The organism is Collinsella sp. AM23-17 (assembly GCF_003470945.1).
Taxonomy (GTDB): Bacteria; Actinomycetota; Coriobacteriia; order Coriobacteriales; family Coriobacteriaceae; genus Collinsella; species Collinsella aerofaciens_O.
In genome coordinates, this window is record NZ_QRHU01000002.1 from 19,390 (window position 1) to 38,578 (window position 19,189).

General features: G+C 60.1%; 27 protein-coding genes. 1 reads left to right on the top strand and 26 read right to left on the bottom strand.

Annotated elements, in window-relative coordinates:
• Positions 1-100: 100 nt before the first annotated feature.
• The 24 genes from DW645_RS00905 to yqeB all read right to left on the bottom strand — a co-directional run bounded on the left by DW645_RS00905 (position 101) and on the right by yqeB (position 16,168).
• The gene (locus tag DW645_RS00905; protein WP_006235280.1) at positions 101-538 is read right to left on the bottom strand and encodes an arginine repressor; all 438 of its coding nucleotides are present in this window, start codon (positions 536-538) and stop codon (positions 101-103) included.
• 132 nt (positions 539-670) lie between these two features.
• A complete protein-coding gene (locus DW645_RS00910) occupies positions 671-1,669 on the bottom strand; it encodes a glycosyltransferase (protein WP_147356616.1) in 999 nt (332 codons plus the stop codon).
• Between the two features lie 203 nt (positions 1,670-1,872).
• Positions 1,873-2,697, bottom strand: a complete 825-nt coding sequence (truA, locus tag DW645_RS00915; protein ID WP_055252241.1) for a tRNA pseudouridine(38-40) synthase TruA — start codon at positions 2,695-2,697, stop codon at positions 1,873-1,875.
• A gap of 92 nt (positions 2,698-2,789) precedes the next feature.
• Entirely contained in the window at positions 2,790-3,257 is a 468-nt protein-coding gene (gene rplQ, locus DW645_RS00920; protein WP_006235277.1) for a 50S ribosomal protein L17, read from the bottom strand.
• A 30-nt stretch (positions 3,258-3,287) separates the two neighbouring features.
• Positions 3,288-4,229: a DNA-directed RNA polymerase subunit alpha gene (locus DW645_RS00925; RefSeq protein ID WP_006235276.1), complete on the bottom strand. Its 942-nt coding sequence runs from the start codon at positions 4,227-4,229 to the stop codon at positions 3,288-3,290.
• A 32-nt stretch (positions 4,230-4,261) separates the two neighbouring features.
• Positions 4,262-4,858: a 30S ribosomal protein S4 gene (gene rpsD / locus DW645_RS00930; RefSeq protein WP_006235275.1), complete on the bottom strand. Its 597-nt coding sequence runs from the start codon at positions 4,856-4,858 to the stop codon at positions 4,262-4,264.
• Between the two features lie 19 nt (positions 4,859-4,877).
• Positions 4,878-5,282, bottom strand: coding sequence for a 30S ribosomal protein S11 (gene rpsK, locus DW645_RS00935; protein ID WP_006235274.1), 405 nt, complete (start codon positions 5,280-5,282; stop codon positions 4,878-4,880).
• Between the two features lie 14 nt (positions 5,283-5,296).
• Complete coding sequence (gene rpsM, locus DW645_RS00940; protein ID WP_022094275.1) at positions 5,297-5,671, bottom strand: 30S ribosomal protein S13; 375 nt, start codon at positions 5,669-5,671, stop codon at positions 5,297-5,299.
• A gap of 14 nt (positions 5,672-5,685) precedes the next feature.
• On the bottom strand, positions 5,686-5,799 hold the full coding sequence (gene rpmJ, locus DW645_RS00945; RefSeq protein WP_006363204.1) for a 50S ribosomal protein L36: 114 nt from the start codon (positions 5,797-5,799) through the stop codon (positions 5,686-5,688).
• 150 nt (positions 5,800-5,949) lie between these two features.
• Complete coding sequence (gene infA / locus DW645_RS00950) at positions 5,950-6,168, bottom strand: translation initiation factor IF-1 (protein WP_035137443.1); 219 nt, start codon at positions 6,166-6,168, stop codon at positions 5,950-5,952.
• A gap of 148 nt (positions 6,169-6,316) precedes the next feature.
• Complete coding sequence (gene map / locus DW645_RS00955; protein ID WP_117639640.1) at positions 6,317-7,105, bottom strand: type I methionyl aminopeptidase; 789 nt, start codon at positions 7,103-7,105, stop codon at positions 6,317-6,319.
• Positions 7,102-7,728, bottom strand: a complete 627-nt coding sequence (locus DW645_RS00960) for an adenylate kinase (protein ID WP_118225856.1) — start codon at positions 7,726-7,728, stop codon at positions 7,102-7,104. The genes map and DW645_RS00960 overlap by 4 nt, the downstream gene beginning before the upstream one ends.
• Before the next feature lie 18 nt (positions 7,729-7,746).
• Positions 7,747-9,033 carry a preprotein translocase subunit SecY gene (gene secY, locus DW645_RS00965; RefSeq protein WP_035137447.1) on the bottom strand — a complete coding sequence of 429 codons (1,287 nt, stop codon included), beginning with the start codon at positions 9,031-9,033 and terminating at the stop codon, positions 7,747-7,749.
• On the bottom strand, positions 9,027-9,476 hold the full coding sequence (gene rplO, locus DW645_RS00970; protein WP_006235267.1) for a 50S ribosomal protein L15: 450 nt from the start codon (positions 9,474-9,476) through the stop codon (positions 9,027-9,029). Before rplO ends, secY begins: the two co-directional genes overlap by 7 nt.
• Before the next feature lie 3 nt (positions 9,477-9,479).
• A complete protein-coding gene (gene rpmD / locus DW645_RS00975; protein WP_006235266.1) occupies positions 9,480-9,662 on the bottom strand; it encodes a 50S ribosomal protein L30 in 183 nt (60 codons plus the stop codon).
• A gap of 2 nt (positions 9,663-9,664) precedes the next feature.
• On the bottom strand, positions 9,665-10,189 hold the full coding sequence (gene rpsE, locus DW645_RS00980; protein WP_055252236.1) for a 30S ribosomal protein S5: 525 nt from the start codon (positions 10,187-10,189) through the stop codon (positions 9,665-9,667).
• A 14-nt stretch (positions 10,190-10,203) separates the two neighbouring features.
• Positions 10,204-10,572, bottom strand: a complete 369-nt coding sequence (gene rplR / locus DW645_RS00985; protein WP_006235264.1) for a 50S ribosomal protein L18 — start codon at positions 10,570-10,572, stop codon at positions 10,204-10,206.
• Between the two features lie 75 nt (positions 10,573-10,647).
• Entirely contained in the window at positions 10,648-11,184 is a 537-nt protein-coding gene (gene rplF / locus DW645_RS00990; protein ID WP_006235263.1) for a 50S ribosomal protein L6, read from the bottom strand.
• A 33-nt stretch (positions 11,185-11,217) separates the two neighbouring features.
• Positions 11,218-11,616 (bottom strand): 30S ribosomal protein S8, encoded by a 399-nt coding sequence (rpsH, locus tag DW645_RS00995; protein WP_006235262.1) that lies wholly within the window; start codon positions 11,614-11,616, stop codon positions 11,218-11,220.
• A 119-nt stretch (positions 11,617-11,735) separates the two neighbouring features.
• Positions 11,736-11,921, bottom strand: a complete 186-nt coding sequence (locus DW645_RS01000) for a type Z 30S ribosomal protein S14 (protein WP_022094280.1) — start codon at positions 11,919-11,921, stop codon at positions 11,736-11,738.
• 79 nt (positions 11,922-12,000) lie between these two features.
• Positions 12,001-12,558, bottom strand: a complete 558-nt coding sequence (rplE, locus tag DW645_RS01005; RefSeq protein ID WP_006235260.1) for a 50S ribosomal protein L5 — start codon at positions 12,556-12,558, stop codon at positions 12,001-12,003.
• A 321-nt stretch (positions 12,559-12,879) separates the two neighbouring features.
• Positions 12,880-14,193 (bottom strand): uracil-xanthine permease family protein, encoded by a 1,314-nt coding sequence (locus DW645_RS01010; protein WP_158568646.1) that lies wholly within the window; start codon positions 14,191-14,193, stop codon positions 12,880-12,882.
• Between the two features lie 127 nt (positions 14,194-14,320).
• The gene (locus tag DW645_RS01015; RefSeq protein ID WP_118225858.1) at positions 14,321-15,364 is read right to left on the bottom strand and encodes an XdhC family protein; all 1,044 of its coding nucleotides are present in this window, start codon (positions 15,362-15,364) and stop codon (positions 14,321-14,323) included.
• Between the two features lie 9 nt (positions 15,365-15,373).
• A complete protein-coding gene (yqeB, locus tag DW645_RS01020) occupies positions 15,374-16,168 on the bottom strand; it encodes a selenium-dependent molybdenum cofactor biosynthesis protein YqeB (RefSeq protein WP_118225859.1) in 795 nt (264 codons plus the stop codon).
• A gap of 102 nt (positions 16,169-16,270) precedes the next feature.
• Here yqeB and yqeC point away from each other — a divergent pair, with 102 nt between their 5' ends.
• A complete protein-coding gene (yqeC, locus tag DW645_RS01025) occupies positions 16,271-17,005 on the top strand; it encodes a selenium cofactor biosynthesis protein YqeC (protein ID WP_118225860.1) in 735 nt (244 codons plus the stop codon).
• A 118-nt stretch (positions 17,006-17,123) separates the two neighbouring features.
• Here the strand turns inward: yqeC and hydA are convergent, their stop codons facing one another.
• Complete coding sequence (gene hydA, locus DW645_RS01030; protein ID WP_118225861.1) at positions 17,124-18,491, bottom strand: dihydropyrimidinase; 1,368 nt, start codon at positions 18,489-18,491, stop codon at positions 17,124-17,126.
• 9 nt (positions 18,492-18,500) lie between these two features.
• On the bottom strand, positions 18,501-19,115 hold the full coding sequence (locus DW645_RS01035) for a nucleotidyltransferase family protein (protein ID WP_158568648.1): 615 nt from the start codon (positions 19,113-19,115) through the stop codon (positions 18,501-18,503).
• Between the last annotated feature and the right edge of the window lie 74 nt (positions 19,116-19,189).

A 19,189-nucleotide genomic window follows, 5' to 3' on the forward strand; every position in this document is an offset into this window, starting at 1 on the left:
TCTTTATACCGGCAAACAAAAAGGGGGTACCGACCAACGTCGATACCCCTTACAAGCCACTATGTCAGCGCACACAATGCCGAACGCACGACCCGCACGCCTACTTGCGAGAATTGCTCAACTTATTGATCAGCGCCTCGAGACGCTCGCCGTCCTCGGCCGTCTGGGCAATAACCAAAATCGTATCGTTGCCGGCAAGCGAGCCAAGCACATCGGGCAACTCTGCCGCATCAACAGCGGCGGCGATGCCGGAAGCCGTGCCAGGCTGAGCCTTGATCATAACCAGATTATCAGTACGCAGAACGCCCGTTACGAGCTCGGAAACCATACGTTGCAGGTGCAGGTCCTCTGCCAGAACATAGATGCCCTCAGGGAGCTTACGCAGCCCCATATCGGCAATATCGCGAGAGACAGTCGCCTGCGTGCAATCAAAGCCCATAGCACGGAGCTCATCGACCAGCACGCGCTGCGTGCGGACATCCTTATTGCGCACAATATCTCTAATGGCATCCTGGCGCCCATTGCGTTTTTTAGCCATACAAACCCTCACTCCAAAAGATGGCGGAGACAATCAATCAGTGTTTGAATAGTTTAGCGCTATTTGAAGGCTTTTGTGTATAAGAACGCATTTCGAAACAATTCTATGCAAGTTTGTTTCGTAATGAGCCGTTTAGACGGTTTTTGCGCCCGTCCGGTTAAGAAAAGCTGCCAGATGCGTACACATCACGCAGCGCGCGGGCTTAGCGCTGGCGATCGGCCCAAACAACAGACCGAGTCCCCGATGGTTGTCCTTGAGCGCGGCGACCATCTGACGGGTTCGAGGCGCCTCGAGCATATCACGCATGCGGGCGGAACGCTCGATTGACGACACCCCATGCGGGCTCAGACACAAATTCTCGATGCAGGCGACCAGTCCGGCAAAGTAGAACTTTTGGCTTGCCAGCTTGAGCCGACCACCGCTATCTGCTTCCGAGAGTGAGTCCGCAAGCTCGTCGAGCGCTCGGGTGTCATCGGATACCTTGGCATACATGGTGGGATCAAAGGCGTCTGTAAGCTTAGGCGCTACCGTGTGGAAACAAGCGTCGCCGCATCCGGAGACGCGCTGCGCCTGCGAGAGCGCGCACACCATAAACTCAACCGTACGGTACGCCTTGCCGTGCGACAGGCATGCCTCAAACAGCGGACGACTATACATCACGCCAGAGGTCTGAACGACTAGGCCGCCTAAAATCAACTGAGGCAGCCCGGCCACCATCGAAGATTTGCTATCAATGGAAATATGAGTAGCATCCAAGACGCGCGAATGGCGCTCTCGATGTGCATCATAGCGGTCGAGCGACACCGTGGGGAACACTATGTCTGCCGCAGTATCGCACGCGATATCGACCATCTTGGAAAGGGATTGCGGAGCAAACCACTCATCGGCGTTCATGGCGATGATTTGAGAGCCGCGCGAGGCAGCAAAACCGGCACGAAGACACGCGCCGCGCGTCGCGTCCTCGACGTCAATCAAATCAATATGGATGTCCCTGTCGGCAGCAACTTGAAGCGAGTGGCGCACACCGGGCGCAGTATCGCGACAGACAACGACAATCTGCAAATCGTAGAGGTCTTGGTTCTGGATACTCTCGAGCGCACGCATCGCATAGCTGGGCGAACCTTCTACCACAAGGATCACCGAAAGTCGCGGATGCGAGCCACGTCGAACCAAATTATCCGTCCTCTCGACAGCAATGAATCAAACCGTGGTTCATGGTACACCCCGGCAATAAAAGCAATGAGACACCGGTTGCATTGCACGCCAAGAACAGATGTTGCACACGCGCAGCCCACAGATGACAGGTGTCGACGCACGACACGTCGAGCCCTACCCTAGTCGAGCACGACAAGCTCGGCGGGATCGTAATCCACGCCCATAAACGTAAGGCCGCAGGCAGGAGCCGTGGGGCCCGCAGCGGTGCGGTCGCAAGCATCGATAACCTCGCGCATCCACTCGGGTTCACGGCGATGCATGCCAATCTCGACAAGCGTGCCCACGATCGTACGGACCATCGAATGCAGAAACGCATTGCCCTCGATGGTGAACGTCAGGATGTCCTCGCCAAACGCAACCTCATGGCCAAATTCGGCACGCATCACGCAGCGATGCGTGGGCTTGCCAACGGCCGAAGCGACCTTGCAAAAGCTTTTAAAGTCCTGCTCGCCCAGCAGTGCGGGGCAGGCAGCAGACATAGCCTCAACATCCAAGGGATAGCGATGCCACCACACGGCACCGCGGGACAGCACGGGGCGCGCATCTCGATCGGCAATACGGTATGTATACGTACGGGAACGCGCGTCAAAACGCGCAGAAAAGCCTTTACGGGCCTTGTAGACCTCGTTAATGGCGATATCTTTGGGCAGCAGGGCATCCATAGCCCGCAGCCACCTACGGCGCGTACAAGCGAGCTCAGCGTCCGTTACGGGCACGCTGATGTACTGGGCCACGGCATGCACGCCGGCATCGGTACGCCCAGCGCACGTCAGATCGACCGGACGGCGAAGCAGCGTCTCGATGGCTCGACGTAGCTCACCCGCAACCGTCGTCTGTCCCGGCTGCTCGGCAAATCCGCTATACGACGAGCCATCATAGGCCACGCGAAATACGAGTGTAGCGTCAAGCTCGGAAATCGAATTGAAATCAAACGGCGCGGTCATGGGCGCTCCCAACAAACAAGCAACGGTATCGCGACAAAAAAAGAGGGGTACGCGAACGTACCCCTCGAATATAGCCTATGCAGACGGAATGTCTACTCAGCGGTCTCCTCAGCAGGAGCCTCCTCGACGGCCTCGACCTTCTTGGGAGCAGCGGCCTTCTTGGGGGCCGGAGCAGCCTTCTTGGCCTTAGGCGTGCAAGGCTCGGTGACGAGCTCCATGATAACGATGGGAGCGTTGTCGCCCTTACGGTTACCGAGCTTCATGATGCGGGTGTAACCGCCGTTGCGGTCCTGCCACATGCCCTGAGCAGCCTTGTCGAAGATCTCGGCAACGAGCTGCTTATCGCCGAGCTTGGCGATAGCCAGACGACGAGAGTGCAGGTCGCCCTTCTTGGCCCAGGTGATGATCGGATCGACGACCGAACGCAGCGCCTTAGCGCGGGTCTCGGTGGTCTTGATGCGGTCGTTCTCGAAGAGGGCCTTAGCAAGGCTCTTCTTCATGGCCTTGGTGTGGCTCGCATCGGTGCCGAGCTTCAGGCCCTTCTTAACGTTGTGACGCATGGTCTAGTTTCTCCTCAAATATGCGAAGCATTAAGCCTTCAGGCTCAGGCCCATGGACTCAAGCTTGTCCTTCACTTCCTCGATCGACTTAACACCGAAGTTACGGATGTTGAGCAGATCGTTCTCCGAGAACTCAACGAGTTGACGGACCGAGTGAATGCTGGCGCGCTTAAGGCAGTTGTAGGAACGGACGGAAAGGTCCAGATCCTCGATCTGCTTGTCCAGCTCGGCGTTGTCGTTGGTGACCTCGGGAGCGAAGATCGAAGCCTCCTCCTCGACCTCGGGGGTCTCGGCAAGGTTCATAAAGGCGGCCATATGCTGGTTGATGATATTGGCAGCCTGGACCACGGCATCGCGCGGGGCGATGGAGCCGTTGGTCTCGATCTCGAGGACAAGGCGGTCGTAGTCGGTGTGCTGACCGACACGACAAGCCTCAACGAGCTTGGCGCAACGGGAAACCGGCGAGTACAGCGAGTCGACGTGGATCACACCGATGGGATCGTTGTCGCGCTTGTTAGCCTCGCCAGAGACATAGCCGCGGCCATAGCCGATGCGCATGCTCATGGTGAGATGGCCACCCTCGGTAAGCGTAGCGATGTGCTGCTCGGGGTTGACCAGCTCAAACTCGGACGGAATAAAGAAGTCCGCACCGGTGACCTCGCAGGGGCCGTCAACAGAAATGGTGGCGGTCGCCTCGTCGGTCGTGCCGAGAGCCCTGAAGACAAGACCCTTGACATTCAGGACGATGTCGGTGACATCCTCGACCATGTTAGGGATGGTCATGAACTCGTGCTGCGCACCATCGATCTGAATAGCCTCGACGGCGGCACCCTCGAGCGAGGACAGAAGAACGCGACGAAGGGAGTTACCCAGCGTATCGCCGTAACCACGCTCGAGCGGCTCGACGGAGACACGAGCAGACGTCTCGTTGATCTCTTCGACCTGAACCTGAGGCCTAATGAATTCTGACATGTATTACCTCCAGCCTCAGCAGCCCGGATGGACTACTTAGAGTAGAGCTCGACGATGAGCTGCTCGTTGATATCACCGCTGATCTGCTCACGCGTCGGCAGAGCGAGCACGTTACCAGACAGCTTCTCGATATCGACCTCGAGCCAGCCAGGGACCTCAAAGCGCTCGGAGGAAATCAGAGCCTCCTTGATGGGGAGGAGGTCACGGAACTTCTCGCCGACAGCGACGACGTCGCCGGCCTTGACGCGGTAGGACGGAATATCCACGCGCTTGCCGTTCACGGTGAAGTGACCGTGACGGACGGACTGACGAGCCTCTTTGCGGGTGCGGGCGAAGCCAAGACGGAAGACGACGTTGTCAAGGCGAGACTCAAGGATGATCATGAGGTTCTCACCGGTGACGCCGTTCATCTTACGGGCCTTGTTGAAGTAGCCGTGGAACTGCTTCTCCAGAACGCCATAGATGAACTTGACCTTCTGCTTCTCGCGCAGCTGCATGCCGTACTCAGATTCCTTGCGACGGCGCTTGGGCTGACGGATAGATTCCTTCTTGCTGCTGTAACCGAGCTCAGCGGGATCAATCCCGAGCTGACGGCAGCGCTTAAGAACAGGAGTCCTGTCGATTGCCATATTGATACGATCCTTTCAGTTACACGCGGCGACGCTTCTTGGGGCGGCAGCCGTTGTGCGGAATGGGGGTCTTGTCCTGGATGCTCGAGACCTCGAGGCCAGCAGCCTGGAGGGAGCGGATGGCGGTCTCACGACCGGAGCCGGGGCCCTTGACGAAGACGGAAACCTTCTTCATACCGTGCTCCATGGCCTGCTTGGCAGCAGCCTCGGCAGCCATCTGGGCAGCGAACGGCGTGGACTTACGGGAGCCCTTGAAGCCCACCTGGCCAGCCGACTTCCAGGAAATGACGTTGCCCTGGGGATCGGTGATCGAAACGATCGTGTTGTTGAACGTAGAACGAATGTGAGCCTGGCCCACGGAAATGTTCTTACGGTCCGCGCGCTTCAGACGGGCAGCGCGAACGTTCTTCTTAGCAGTAGCCATCTATCTAGCGCTCCTTATTTCTTCTTCTTAGCACCGATCTGACGCTTCGGGCCCTTGCGGGTACGAGCGTTAGTGTGGGTGCGCTGGCCGCGGACCGGGAGGCCCTTGCGGTGACGAAGGCCGCGGTTGCAGCCGATGTCCATAAGGCGCTTGACGTTCTGGTTGCGCTCACGGCGGAGGTCGCCCTCAACCATGATCTGGTTCTTATCGATATAATCACGGATGGCGTTAACCTCATCCTCGGTGAGGTCCTTAACACGCGTATCCACGTTAACGTTGCACTCGACGCAGATCTTCGTCGCAGTGGTGCGGCCGATGCCGTAAATGTAGGTCAGACCGATCTCAACGCGCTTCTCACGCGGGAGGTCGACACCATTAATACGGGCCAACGTAGTCTCCTCTCTTAACCCTGACGCTGCTTATGACGGGGGTTCTCGCAAATGACGAGGACCTTGCCATGGCGCCTAATGATTTTGCACTTATCGCACATCTTCTTGACCGAAGGACGTACCTTCATCGTTCTTCCTTTCGGTAGCGCTCAAACTACTTCCCTACTATCTACTCGCCCAGCCGCAGGCGTTTAAAACTATGGCTGGTCTTCACACACAATCCGACCGTAGGTTGAGCTAAGCCTGCAGCCGGAAATGGAGTGCGTGTATGCGTGCCGCTATTTGTAGCGATAGGTGATGCGGCCGCGGGTCAGGTCGTACGGGGAAAGCTCCACGACAACCCTGTCACCGGGGAGAATACGGATGTAATTCATTCGGATCTTGCCAGAAATGTTGCACAGAACCGAATGACCGTTCTCGAGCTCGACCTTAAACATGGCGTTGGGCAGCGGTTCCTTTACCGTACCCTCGAGCTCAATTGCGTCTTCCTTCTTCACAAGCAATCATCTTTCTCTAGAAAACGACAGCGATTGAGTATTCTACAATACGCATGCACGTATCGTAATATCTTCGTAATGGCTCCACAACTAAGCGGAACTTGTTACTTTACAGAAATGTAGATGCCGACGTATTTGAACGGGACCCCTACATTTCACCGCCCTGCAAGGAACACCAAGCACCTTGGGCATCCGTGGTGAGAATCACCGGTCCGTCATTGGTAATGGCGACGGTGTTCTCGTAGTGCGCGGCGGGCAGGTGGTCGTTGGTCGTGACGATCCAACCGTCGGAGCCCGTGCTCACATGGTTGGAACCCATCGTAACCATCGGCTCGATGGCAATGACCATGCCAGCCTGGAGGCGAACGCCTCTCCCCTTCTTTCCATAGTTAGGAACGTTGGGGTCCTCGTGCATCACACGGCCAATGCCATGGCCCACATAGTCGCGAAGCACGCCGTAACCGTGAGACTCGGCGAGAGACTGAACGGCATAACCGACGTCCCCGATATGGTTACCGGGAATAGCCTGCTCGATGGCAGCCTTAAGGCAATCGCGCGTGACCTCGCACAGGGCCTTGGCCTCGGGCGTAGGGGTGCCGACGAAAAACGTCCAAGCGTTATCGCCAACCCAACCGTCGACAACGGCTCCCGTATCGATGGAGATGATATCGCCATCGCGCAGGATCATGTCGGGGTTGGGAATACCGTGGACCACGGCATCGTTAATCGATGCGCAAATGGTACCGGGGAACCCGCCGTAACCCTTAAAGGCCGGGGTGCCGCCATGCATACGGATAATCTGCTCCGCGAGCTGATCGAGCTCAAAGGTCGAAACACCAGGGCGCACCATGGCTCCAACGTGGCGGAGCGCCATCTTAGATAGCGCTCCTGCCTTCTTCATCTGCTCGATTTGCGTTGCAGACTTAATCTTGATCATAGACCAAGAGCCTCTTTGACATCCCCGTACACGGTCTCGCGAGCCTGGTCACCGTTGACCGACTTGAGCAGACCCTGGCCACGATAGTAGTCGACGAGCGGGCTCGTGGACTTCTCGTAGACGTCGAGACGGTTCTTGATGGTCTCGGGCTTGTCGTCGTCGCGCTGATACATCTCGCCGGCGCACTTGGGGCAGGTAGCATCGGCAGCGGTGCCGGTGTAACCGCAGGCGCGGCAGGTGCGACGCGAAGACAGACGATCGATGATGACCTCGGGGGCCACGTCGACCAGAAGGGCGCAGTCGATCTCGCGACCCATGGCGGAGAGCTCGGAATCGAGCGTCACAGCCTGGGCGGTGTTGCGCGGGAAGCCGTCGAGGATGAAGCCCTGCTGGGCGTCATCGGCAGCAAGGCGCTCCTTGACAAGGTCGATCACGAGCTGGTCGGGAACGAGCTCGCCAGCGTCCATGTACTTCTTAGCCTGAATACCAAGCTCGGTGCCACCCTTGACGGCAGCACGCAGCAGGTCGCCCGTGGAAATGTGAGCGACGCCATACTCGGCGACGAGCTCCTGTGCGACGGTGCCCTTACCGGCACCCGGAGCTCCGAGCAATACGAGGTTCATGAGCAATCCTCCTCTAGCCTATTTAAAGAATCCATCGTAATCATACATCTTGATCTGGCCTTCGAGCTTATCGACCGTGTCGAGCACGACGCCGACCATGATGAGGATGGACGTGCCGCCAAATGCCTGGATCAGATGGTTACCCGTGAAGGAGAAGATGATCGAAGGCACGATGGCGATGAGCGCCAAAAAGACAGCGCTGGGAAGCGTGATCTTGTTGAGCGCGTTCTTGATGTAGGCCGCGGTAGCCCTACCCGGACGGACGCCCGGAATAAAGCCGCCCTGCTTCTTAAGGTTGTCGGCCGTGTCATCGGGGTTGAACACCATGGAGGTGTAGAAGTACGCGAAGAACACGATGAGGACAACATTAAGCACCCAGTTGAGCCAACCGGTCGAAAGCGCAGAGGCAACTGCCTGAATCCAGCCGATGCCGGGGAAGAACACGGCAATCTGAGCCGGGAAGTACAGCAGCGCCGAAGCGAAGATGATCGGCACGACACCCGCGGTATTGACCTTGATGGGCAGGTAGGTGGTCTGGCCACCCATCATGCGACGGCCCACGACGCGCTTAGCGTAGGAGACCGGGATGCGGCGCTGGCCGCGCTCAAGAAAAACAATCAGCGGGATAACCAGCAGGATGATGGCGCAGATGATCACCATGGTGATGATGCCACCGGCATTACCCTCGGTGCTGGAGAAGATCGCCTGCGGCAGGCCGGCCATGATGTTCGCAAAGATGATCAGGGACATGCCATTGCCGATACCGCGCTGGGTGATGAGCTCACCAATCCACATGATCAGCATAGCGCCCGCAGTGAGCGTGCCGACGATCATGAGGTCGAAGATGATCTCGGGAGCGCCGGCGCCATTAAAGCTGATGCCGAAGCTCTTAAAGAGGAAGAGGTAACCCACGGAGTTGAGGATTGCCAGAGCCAGGGTGAGGTAACGCGAATACTGCGTAATCTTGGTCTGACCGACCTCGCCCTCGCGGGCAAGCTCATGCAGGGAAGGCACAACGGCCTGGAGCATCTGGAGGATGATTGAGCTGGTGATGTAAGGCATGATGCCCAGCGAAAACACCGACACATAGCTCAACGCGCCGCCAGAGAAAAGATTCAGGAGGGCCATAGCACCTGCGGCGACCGAATTGTTATCGGTCGAGAAAAGGCCCAGCATCCCCTGGAAGGGAATGCCGGGCACAGGAACGTGCGCACCAATGCGGTACACGACGAGCATAGCTATGGTAAAAAGAATCTTTTCGCGCAATTCTTTGATGCGGAAAGCATTCTTAAGACCATTTAGCACGGCAGCTCGACCTTTCCGCCGGCGGCCTCGATCTTGGCCTGCGCAGAAGCGCTGACCTTGTCGACCTTGACCGTGAACTTCTTGGTGAGCTCACCATTGCCGAGCACCTTGACGGGCTCGAACTCGCTCTTGGTGATGCGAGCGGCCTTAAGAGCGGCACCGTCGATCACAGCGCCATCCTCGAACTTACGCTCGAGACGCTCAACGTTAACAGCGGTGTACTCGATACGACGGGGGTTGCGGAAGCCCGGAAGCTTGGGCAGGCGCATAGCCAGCGGAGTCTGGCCACCCTCGAAGCCGGCACCCTTGGTGCCGCCAGAGCGGGAACCCTGGCCCTTCTGGCCGCGGCCAGAAGTGGTGCCGTGACCCGAAGAATTGCCACGGCCGACGCGCTTGCGGTTCTTGGTGGAACCGGGCGCGGGAGTAAGATCGTGAAGCTGCATTTGCTACTCCTCTACAATCTCGACAAGGTGCTTGACCTTGAAGATCATGCCGCGGACGGACTCGTTGTCAGCAATCTCGCGAACCTCGCGGATCCTGTGGAGACCGAGGGCACGGACAGTACGGACCTGGTCCTGCTTGCAACCGTTGGTGCTGCGGACCTGCTTGATCTTGATGGTGTCAGCCATGCTTAGTTCTCCTTACCGACGAACATCTCGGAGACCGTCAGGCCACGGCGAGCCGCGACGTCCTCAGGGCTGGAGAGCTCCTTGAGGCCCTCGACGGCAGCCTTGATGATGTTGAGGCCGTTGTCGGTACCGAGGGACTTGGACAGGACGTTCTTGATGCCAGCAAGCTCGAAGAGGGGACGCACAGCGCCGCCGGCGATAACGCCGGTACCCTCGACAGCGGGCTTGATGATGATGCGGCCGGCACCAAAGTGGCCGAGAACCTCGTGCGGGATGGTGCCCTGCTCGGTCACCGGCACGTGGAACATGTTCTTCTTGGCATCGAGAGACGCCTTGGAGATGGCCAGGGGCACCTCAGCGGACTTGCCCATGCCAACGCCGACGTTGCCCTTGCCGTCGCCAACGACGACGAGAGCGACGAGGCTCATGCGACGACCACCCTTGACGGTCTTCGACACGCGGTTGATGTAAACGACGCGCTCCTCGAACTCGGAGGCCTCGCGCTGCTGCTTCTGATTACGAGCCATGTGCTACATACCTCCTAGAACTCGAGACCGGCGGCACGAGCACCGTCGGCGAGGGCCTTGACGCGGCCATGGTAGATACGGCCACCGCGATCGAAGGCGACCTTGGTGATGCCGGCCTCGATGGCGCGCTTGCCAACGAGCTGACCGACCTTCTCCGCAGCCTCCTTGTTCGAGGTGTGGGTGCCCTTGAACTCGGCCTCGAGGGTCGAGGCAGAGACGAGCGTCAGGCTAGAGCCCTTGCTGTCGTCGATGATCTGGGCATAGATGTTGGCGTTAGTACGGGTCACGCGAAGACGCGGACGCTCGGAGGTACCCGAGACCTTGCCGCGAACACGACGCTGACGACGCTTGAGGCCTTCCAGCTTCGCCTTATGCTTGTTCATACGTAAACTCCTAAAAAGGTTGATCTTGCCAGCACCTGACGGGGTGCTGGTCTTATGCGAGTGAGTCGGTTACGACTACTTGGCGGCCTTACCCAGCTTGCGGCGGATGTGCTCGCCAACGTAGTGGATACCCTTGCCCTTGTAAGGCTCGGGAGGACGATGGCCGCGGATCTCAGCGGCGATCTGACCGACCTGCTGCTTGTTGATACCCTTGACGTTCACGTGGGTGTTGTCGGGAACCTCGAAGGTGATGCCCTCGGGAGCCTCGACGATCACGGGGTGCGAGAAGCCCAGGGAGAACTCGAGGTTCTTGCCCTTCTGCTGCACGCGGTAACCGACGCCGGCGAGCTCGAGCTTCTTCTCGAAGCCCTCGGAAACGCCGACAACCATGTTGTGGATGAGGGCGCGGGTGAGGCCGTGGCGGGCACGGGTCTCACGCTCGTCGTCGGGACGGGAAACGGTGAGGACGTTGTCCTCGACGTTGATAGCGAGCTTCTCAAAGACATCGAGCTCGAGCTGGCCCTTGGGGCCCTTGACGACAACGTTGTTGCCGTTGACTGCCACTTCGACTCCGGCGGGAATCTGGACAGGCTTATTACCGATACGAGACACGGTGATCTCCTTTCCTTCTACCTACCGAGCGAATTACCAGACGTAAGCGATGATCTCGCCGCCGACGTTGTGCTTGCGAGCATCGCGGTCGGTCATGACGCCATGGCTGGTGGAAATAATGGCGGTACCAAGGCCGCCGCGGACGCGGGGCATGTCGGCAACGCCGGTGTACTTACGCAGGCCCGGCTTGGAAATGCGGCGGATGCCGTTGATGACCTTAGCCTTCTTGGGACCATACTTAAGCGTGATGTGCAGAGTCTTCTGGGGAACGGTGTCCTCGACATCGTAGCCCTCGATGTAGCCCTCCTCGTGCAGAACACGAGCGATCTCGACGAGCTTCTTGCTGCTCGGCATGGAGACCGTGGCCTTGTTCACAGAGTTAGCGTTACGGATGCGCGTAAGCATATCTGCGATCGGGTCTGTAAGGTTCATACAGATTCTCCTTCGTTCTTGATGAACACGTGCTCTTGGTTCTTCGCCGCCCTTAACGGCAAAGCCTTTTTAGCGCGTTTTCCCTGTTCCAAACTGATGCTTGAAACGCTGGTAGTGACTTACCAGCTGGCCTTCTTAACGCCGGGAAGCTCGCCCTTGAGTGCAAGCTCGCGGAAGCAGACACGGCACAGGCCGAACTTGCGGTACACAGAGTGCGGACGGCCGCAGCGCTGGCAGCGCGTGTACTCACGAGTAGAGAACTTCTGCTTGCGATTGCACTTGACGATCATCGATGTCTTAGCCACTTATATCCTCCTCACATAGAGTATTGTTCGCCCCAAGCGCCGCCCCCTTGTGGGAACGGCGCTTATAGGGCAGGTGAACCTATTTCTTGAACGGGAAACCGAAGGCGTCCAGAAGGGCCTTGGCCTCCTCATCGGTGTTGGCGGTGGTCACGAAAGTGATGTCCATGCCACGCTGGTGATCGACGGAGTCGAAGTCGATCTCGGGGAAGATGAGCTGCTCGGTAACGCCCATGGAGAAGTTACCACGGCCGTCGAAGCTCTTGGCGGAGATGCCGCGGAAGTCGCGGATACGGGGGATCGCGACGGAGGTCAGACGATCGAAGAACTCCCACATACGGTCGCCACGCAGGGTAACCTTGCAGCCGATCGGCATACCAGCGCGCAGGCGAAAGGTAGCGATGGACTTGCGGGCACGGGTGATCATCGGCTGCTGGCCGGTGATGGCGCGCAGGTCGCGCACGGCACCGTCGATGGCCTTGGAATCGGTAGCGGCCTCGCCGACACCCATGTTCACGACGATCTTCTCAAACTTGGGGATCATCATGACGTTCTCGTACTGGAACTTGTCCTGAAGCTGCTGCTTGACCTCGTTGTTGTACTTGGTCTTCAGACGCGGCACATACTTCTCTTCTGCCATTGTTCACTCCTTCTTGGGGTTTTAAGCACGGGGCGTGGCCACGATGGGTTGTCCTCGTGCCTCCTGGCTGCATCCGCGCCGCTCATGGCATTTTGCGGTTTGGACTCGACGCAGCAGGAGCCGACAAAACAATCGGTACTATACGCGCATCGGGAGCGTATTTCCAGAAAAACCTCGTCTGCCTGCACAACTCCACAACTCCCCCGCACAAATTGATCCCTAGAGGACGGAGGAAAATGGCAGTTGCGGTGAAATAGAGACTGTTTGATGGCTTAACAAGCTTAAACAGTCCGTATTACACCGCAACTCATATATGGGGCGTTATTTTTGGTGGGGCAGGACCAGGTTGAGGACGACGGCGACAAGCGCGGCGACGGCAATGGAGGATCCGCCAAAGACGGTGCCAACCCATGCGGGGAATCCAGCGCCAGCAAGCGCGCCGGCCGTGTGCTCGATGCCCGTGCCGAAGGCGATGGAGAGGCCCATGAGCGTGGTATCGCGCTGAGACAGGCCGTGGCGGGAAAACATGACCACGCCGTTCATGCCGATGGTCGCGAACACGCCGATCGTGGCGCCGCCGATTACCGGCTGCGGAATGGACGTGAGCACTGCCGCGCACTTGGGCAGCAGGCCCGCGATGAGCAAGATGGCGGCGGCAAGCGTAAAGACCACACGGTTGACGATCTTGTTCTCGGCGATAATGCCCACATTCTGGCCAAAGGTTGCCGTGGGGACGCCGCCCAAAAAGCCCGACAGCATACCGACCAGGCCGTTGGCGATCAAACCGCCCGAAATCTGGCTATCGGTCGCAGGGGTATCGAGCGCAGCGGACGAGACAGCGGCAAACTCGCCCATGACCTGCACGGCGTTGACAATGGCGACAACGCCCACGACGGCGCACGCGGCCGGGTCGAACACCAGGCGATGGGCGCCCAGGGCAGGCGGAGCAAACCAGCTGGCGGTCGCGATGGCCGAGAAATCGACCATGCCCAACGCTGCAGCCAAAACAAAGCCCGCGCAGATACCGGCCAGGATGCTGCCCAGCCTAAGCGCGCCCTTGCCGTAGTTACCGGCCATAAAGGTGACGACAAACGTCACGAGCGCGACGGCCCAGTTGGTGACACTGCCAAAATCGGCAGCGCCCTCCCCGCCCGCCATGGAGGCAACTGCCACTGGGCATAACGACAGGCCAATGACAAAGATGACGGTGCCAAGCACCGGGGCCGGGAACAGAAAGCTCACACGCCTAAACAGCAGGCCGAAGAGCACGACGAGCGCGCCGCCGATTACCTGGGCGCCCAGCACGGCCTCAAAGCCGAGCTCAAGACCGACCGCCTTGAGCGCCGGCACGAAGGTGAAGCTCGCGCCCATCACGATGGGCAGGCCCGAACCGACGACACCTTTTATGGGGAACTGTTGAAGGAAAATGTCGAGCGCCGAGAGGACGAGCGACGCCTGGATGACAGCGGCTTCCTCTTGAGGGGTAAAGCCACAGACCGACGCGATAATGATGGCGGGCGTGACGATACCAGCGAATGCCGCCAGCACATGCTGCAGCGCATGGGGTAATACCTGCACAAACGAAACTTTTCCCGTACGCTCGAACAGGGCATCCCCTGCTGCCGACTCTGCCATTTGCGCCTCCCATACCTTAAGCAGCGGCCCCATGCCGCTCAACGGTCGGACATTATAGGGCATATGACACAGGTAGCATTTTGACCCGCATGCGGCAGAGGGCTGGGGCAGCTCATGTGGGATGCGATTAGCGCTTGCGGGGGACGAGCTTGGTGCGGCGCAGGTGGATCATCTCGGCGGCTATGGAGATGGCGATCTCCTCGGGGTCCTCGGCCTCGATGGCAACGCCGATCGGCAGGTGCAGCTCGTCGATCTGGTCCTGCGTAAAGCCCTCCTGCTCCAGGCGGGCGCGCACAAAGGCCGTCTTGCGGCGCGAACCCAGACAGCCCAGATAGGCGGGTTTGGCGCGCATGGCCTGAATCACCACGTCGATATCGGACTTGTGGCCTGCTGTGGCAACGACCACCAGGTCGCGCGGGCCGATTGGGCACTGCTCGCTCAGGTTCTTGTAGTCGACCAGACGACGGTCGTAGACACCGGGCACCCATTCGGGGGTCAGCGTGCCGGGGCGGTCGTCGCAGGCCACGACGGCAAAACCCGCCGCCGTGAGCACCCGCGCCGTCGCAGCGCCCACGTGGCCGCAGCCAAAGATATAAGTCAGGCCCTCGGGGCAGAGCGTCTCGACGTGCGCCACGGGAATCTCGGAGGCCGCGTTGGTGTAGCTGACCTTACTCCCCTCCTCCACCAGCGAAAGCCCGGGGCAGCCCGCAATGGTACGGCGCGATTCCTCGCCATGGTACTCGGCCACATCGCCCTCGAGCGCGCTCGCGACAAACGGCTCAAAGTCGATGACGAAGTCGCCGATGCGCCGATAGGCCAAGACGTCGGCAATTTCCTGGAACAACGGTACCTGGGTCGCATCCAGATGCAGGTAGCACAAGCAGATGGCTCCGCCGCAGATCATGCCGGTATCGGAGTTCTCGCCGCCCATAGTGTAGCGGACCAGACGCGACTGTCCCGCGCTCAGGAGCTCGCGCGCCTCATCCAGCGCAAAGAGTTCAATCTTGCCACCGCCGATAGTGCCCGCCTGGCTGCCATCGGCAAAGACGGCCATCCAGGCGCCCACGCCGCGCGGTGACGACCCTGCCGTGCCGGCCACTACCACCAGTTCGCACGTCTCACCAGCACGCAAGGCGGCAAGCGCCGCATTCACAACATCGAGCTTTTCCATTGCCGCCTTCTATCCTCTAAAGACACCGGTGAGCATAGCGAGCGCCTCGAGCACACCGCCGCCGACCGACGTCGCCTTGTCCGAAATGTAGTTGATATAGCTGGCATCGCCGCGCGGATCGACATCGGCGCATTTAAAGCCCTCAGTCACCTGCACGCCGTTCGCCAAAAGCCCGCGCAGACAGCCATTGATCTGCGTGCACATGGGCGTATCGCCCGCGTAGCCAATCACGTCTCCGGCGCTCACGATGTCGCCGATTGCGCGGTCGGACCGAAACACGCCGGCGGCGGGGCTGTGGATAACACGCTCCTTGCCATAGCCGGCGATAATGCCCGGCACGCCCGTGTTGGGCTGGGGCGAACCTTGGGTAATGACACGGCCGAGAAAATGCCCGCGCATGGTCTCGACCACGGCGTCGCAGTCAACCGGCGCGGTAAAGCCCGGCCCCACGGCGATAACGGCAGGCGCCATGTCGCGCGCGGTGCCCAAGTTGCGCTTGGCCAGAATCGCGTCGACCACGGCAGCGGGTTTCAGCTCGCCGAGCATCTTGGCCTGGGGGTCCACCACAACGGCGACGTCTCCCGCTTTGGTAATCTCGAGCGCCTCAGCCGGCGTCTGTGCCAAGCGAGCGCGAATGCCTTCGACCTCGACCTCACCCAGGCGAATGGCCTCGCAAAAACTGATTGTGCGGCGGATGCACGTGGGAACCGCGATATCGGCCATAACGACCGACACGCCGGAGCGCACCAAGCGAGCGGCGACGCCCGTGGCGATATCGCCGGCGCCGCGAACATAAACGAGCATTCCCGGGGCACCTCCCTGTGCTACGGTTTGAGCAGAGCAAAAGCGGTTCGACCGCTACTCTGATGATTATTTATTATCACAGTATTATACGGCGGTGAACAGATGGAAACGACGAGTGGAAACCTTGCCTCCGCGCTCAAGATCGAGCCAGGCATTACCGCGATTATCGGCAGCGGCGGCAAGTCGACGTTGCTCAAGACGATGGGTCTTGAGCTCATGCGCGCTGGCGGCCGCGTGCTCCTCTGCACCACCACGCACATGTTTCCCGTCGCCGGCGTGCCATGGGACGGGTCGAGCCGTCGCCTGGACGCCGCACCTTGGAAGCCGGGTGCCTCGCATGTCCCCGGTTGCACCTGCGAGGCCTGCGCGGGCCTTGCGCGCGGAAGCATCTGCCAAGCGGGTGTTTTGGACCCGGAGACAGGCAAGCTCTCCGCCCCCGCTGAGCCGCTCAACGAGCTGGCGCAGCGCTTTGACTATGTATTGGCCGAGGCAGATGGCAGCAAGCGACTCCCGCTCAAGGCGCATGCCGCCTGGGAGCCGGTAATTCCAGCCGCCACGGCAAACGTTGTCTGGGTCGTCGGCGCCTCGGGGCTGGGCAAGCCCGTCGCCGAGGTTGTCCACCGCCCCGAGCTCTTCTGCGAGCGTTGCGGCTGCGAGCCCACCGACACTGCCACCCCAGGGCGCATCGCCCAGGTGCTCAATGCCGAGATGCAGGCGTTGGGACTCTGCACCGCACGCGTCATGCTCAACCAAGTCGACACGCTCAGCGACCCCACGATGGCCGACCGCTTCGAGACAGCTCTCGACCGCCCCATCGTCGCCACCAACCTCAAGTAGCCGGCGCTGCCCCACCAGACCTATAAGTTGCGGTGGAATAGTTCCTGAAACGGCCTATTTGGCGGCTAAACAGGAACTATTTCACCGCAACTGCGGAGGGGACACGGCATCTTTGCTGCTAGCGGGGGACGTAGCGGCCGGGTTGGGCTCCGGTGGGCTCGCCGTCGCGCGCAGCCAGTACGCCGTTCACAAACACGGCCTTGGCGCGGCCGTGCGCCTCAAAGCCCTCGAGCGGCGTGTAGTCCACAGCCTGATGCTGCGTCGTCGCGCGAATGGTCCAGCGCGCCTTGGGATCCCACACGCACACGTCGGCATCGGCACCCTCGGCAAGACAGCCCTTGCGCGGATACATGCCAAAGACGCGCGCCGGGTTCTCGCTCATCAGGCGGCACAGATCCTCGGGGCCCAGCTGTCCCTCAAAGCTCGTGGCGATCGCGACGGGGCGATGCTCCACACCGGGTCCGCCGTTGGGAATCGCGCGGAAGTCGTCGCGCCCGCGGTCCTTTTGCCCGTGCAGGTTAAAGCTGCAGTGGTCGGTGGCGATGGTATCGATCTCGCCGGCCACAAGCGCCTCGCGCAGCGCGGCGCGGTCGCCAGCATGGCGCAGCGGCGGGCTCATCACATACTTGGCACCCGCAAAGCCGTCCTCGCCCCGCTCCAGATAGCAGGTATCGTCGAGCATCAGATACTGAGGGCAGGTCTCGACATGGATGTTCTTCTGCCCGCGCGCCTTGGCAGCGCGAATGGCCTCGAGCCCCAGCTTGGTCGAAAGGTGCACCACGTTAACCGGCGCGTCGCCGGCCAGGTGCGCCAGATACAGCAGACGGCTCACTGCCTCGGCCTCGCACACATCCGGACGGCTGAGCGCATGGCCCTCGGGCCCGTGGATACCCTGCTCAAACACGCGCTTCTGCAGCTCATTCACCAGCGTGCCGTTCTCGCAATGCACGCACAGGATACCGCCAACACGCTTGAGCTCCTCGAGCACCTCGAGCGTCTCGGCATCGTCCAGGCGCAAATGATCGTAGGCAAAGTAGGTCTTGAACGACGATACGCCCGCCTCGCGCATGGCCGAGAGATCGGCGCGGTTGCGCTCGTTCCACTCGGCGAGCGCCATATGAAAGGCGTAGTTGGCCGTGCAGGTTCCGTCGGCGCGGCGATGCCACTCGGCCAAGGCATCAGGCATGGTCACGCCGCGATCGGCCGTGGCGTAATCCACAATGGTCGTCGTGCCGCCGCAGGCAGCCGCGCGCGTGCCGGTCTCAAAGCTATCGGCCGTCCAATCCATGCCGGTCCAGCACTGCATGTGCGTGTGGCCGTCGATAAAGCCCGGGAACACCCAGCAGCCCGCAGCATCCTCGACGGTATCGCCCTCGGCCGGCTCAATCGCCGCGGCAATCCGTACGATCTTATCGCCATCCATGGCAAGATCGGCGCGGCGAAGCCCTTGGGGCGTCACGAGTGCGCCGTTTTTGATGATGATCATAATTGCTCCTTATTGATTGATGCAGTTGGCCACGCGATCAAAATACGAGCAGGCGGCGATATGCTCCGTTATGCGTCGCTGTCCCTTGACGGTATCGACGTCCCACAGCTCGTAGGCACGCGCCTCGACCAGCACCACGTCGGTACGGTCCTTGAGGGTCGAACCGCCGCCGTCCTTACCCTCAAGACACATAAGTGCATCGAACAGTTCCGCCGGAAAGAGCACCGGGCTCGAAGGCTCACCGTTGCACGCAAGACGCACCGGATACTTGCGGCCACGCTCATCAAACGCGCGAACCATGGCCTCAAAAGAATCCGAACTCACGAGCGGCTGGTCGCCCGGCAAAAAGAGGCAACCCTTCCAGCCGCGGCTCGCCCCCCACGAAAGGCCCGCACGGACGCTTTCGCTCCTGAGCTTGCCATCGTGCAGCACGCACGGGCAATGCTTGTCCTCGCAAATCTGGGCGACCTCGGGCCAACGCGTCGAAACCACGACGTCAAAGCCCCGGGGAACCGAATCGATAGTCCGGGCAATCAGCGGCTTGCCATAGATATCGGCAAGCATCTTGTTAGAGCCAAACCGCTTGCCCTCGCCCGAAGCCATAATGACGCAACCGAGTTTCATGGCGATACCTCCCCTGAAACCATCGTACCCATAACTCGCGTCGCGGGGCATCTACATCGAAAGCGCTTATCCCG

Bases quoted from the DNA above. Each gene is read 5' to 3' on its own strand.
- DW645_RS00905 (WP_006235280.1), bottom strand. From the start codon at position 538: ATGGCTAAAAAACGCAATGGGCGCCAGGATGCCATTAGAGATATTGTG.
- yqeB (WP_118225859.1), bottom strand. From the start codon at position 16,168: ATGCTCGTTTATGTTCGCGGCGCCGGCGATATCGCCACGGGCGTCGCC.
- rpsD (WP_006235275.1), bottom strand. From the start codon at position 4,858: ATGGCAATCGACAGGACTCCTGTTCTTAAGCGCTGCCGTCAGCTCGGG.
- rplR (WP_006235264.1), bottom strand. From the start codon at position 10,572: ATGAACAAGCATAAGGCGAAGCTGGAAGGCCTCAAGCGTCGTCAGCGT.
- rpsK (WP_006235274.1), bottom strand. From the start codon at position 5,282: ATGGCTACTGCTAAGAAGAACGTTCGCGCTGCCCGTCTGAAGCGCGCG.
- DW645_RS01015 (WP_118225858.1), bottom strand. From the start codon at position 15,364: ATGGAAAAGCTCGATGTTGTGAATGCGGCGCTTGCCGCCTTGCGTGCT.
- yqeC (WP_118225860.1), top strand. From the start codon at position 16,271: ATGGAAACGACGAGTGGAAACCTTGCCTCCGCGCTCAAGATCGAGCCA.
- rplQ (WP_006235277.1), bottom strand. From the start codon at position 3,257: ATGCGTCACAACGTTAAGAAGGGCCTGAAGCTCGGCACCGATGCGAGC.
- map (WP_117639640.1), bottom strand. From the start codon at position 7,105: ATGATCAAGATTAAGTCTGCAACGCAAATCGAGCAGATGAAGAAGGCA.
- rpsE (WP_055252236.1), bottom strand. From the start codon at position 10,189: ATGGCTCGTAATCAGAAGCAGCAGCGCGAGGCCTCCGAGTTCGAGGAG.
- rpsH (WP_006235262.1), bottom strand. From the start codon at position 11,616: ATGAACCTTACAGACCCGATCGCAGATATGCTTACGCGCATCCGTAAC.
- rpmD (WP_006235266.1), bottom strand. From the start codon at position 9,662: ATGGCTGACACCATCAAGATCAAGCAGGTCCGCAGCACCAACGGTTGC.
- rpmJ (WP_006363204.1), bottom strand. From the start codon at position 5,799: ATGAAGGTACGTCCTTCGGTCAAGAAGATGTGCGATAAGTGCAAAATC.
- truA (WP_055252241.1), bottom strand. From the start codon at position 2,697: ATGACCGCGCCGTTTGATTTCAATTCGATTTCCGAGCTTGACGCTACA.
- rplE (WP_006235260.1), bottom strand. From the start codon at position 12,558: ATGGCAGAAGAGAAGTATGTGCCGCGTCTGAAGACCAAGTACAACAAC.
- DW645_RS00960 (WP_118225856.1), bottom strand. From the start codon at position 7,728: ATGAACCTCGTATTGCTCGGAGCTCCGGGTGCCGGTAAGGGCACCGTC.
- rplO (WP_006235267.1), bottom strand. From the start codon at position 9,476: ATGCAGCTTCACGATCTTACTCCCGCGCCCGGTTCCACCAAGAACCGC.
- DW645_RS00925 (WP_006235276.1), bottom strand. From the start codon at position 4,229: ATGTCAGAATTCATTAGGCCTCAGGTTCAGGTCGAAGAGATCAACGAG.
- DW645_RS01035 (WP_158568648.1), bottom strand. From the start codon at position 19,115: ATGAAACTCGGTTGCGTCATTATGGCTTCGGGCGAGGGCAAGCGGTTT.
- DW645_RS01010 (WP_158568646.1), bottom strand. From the start codon at position 14,193: ATGGCAGAGTCGGCAGCAGGGGATGCCCTGTTCGAGCGTACGGGAAAA.
- hydA (WP_118225861.1), bottom strand. From the start codon at position 18,491: ATGATCATCATCAAAAACGGCGCACTCGTGACGCCCCAAGGGCTTCGC.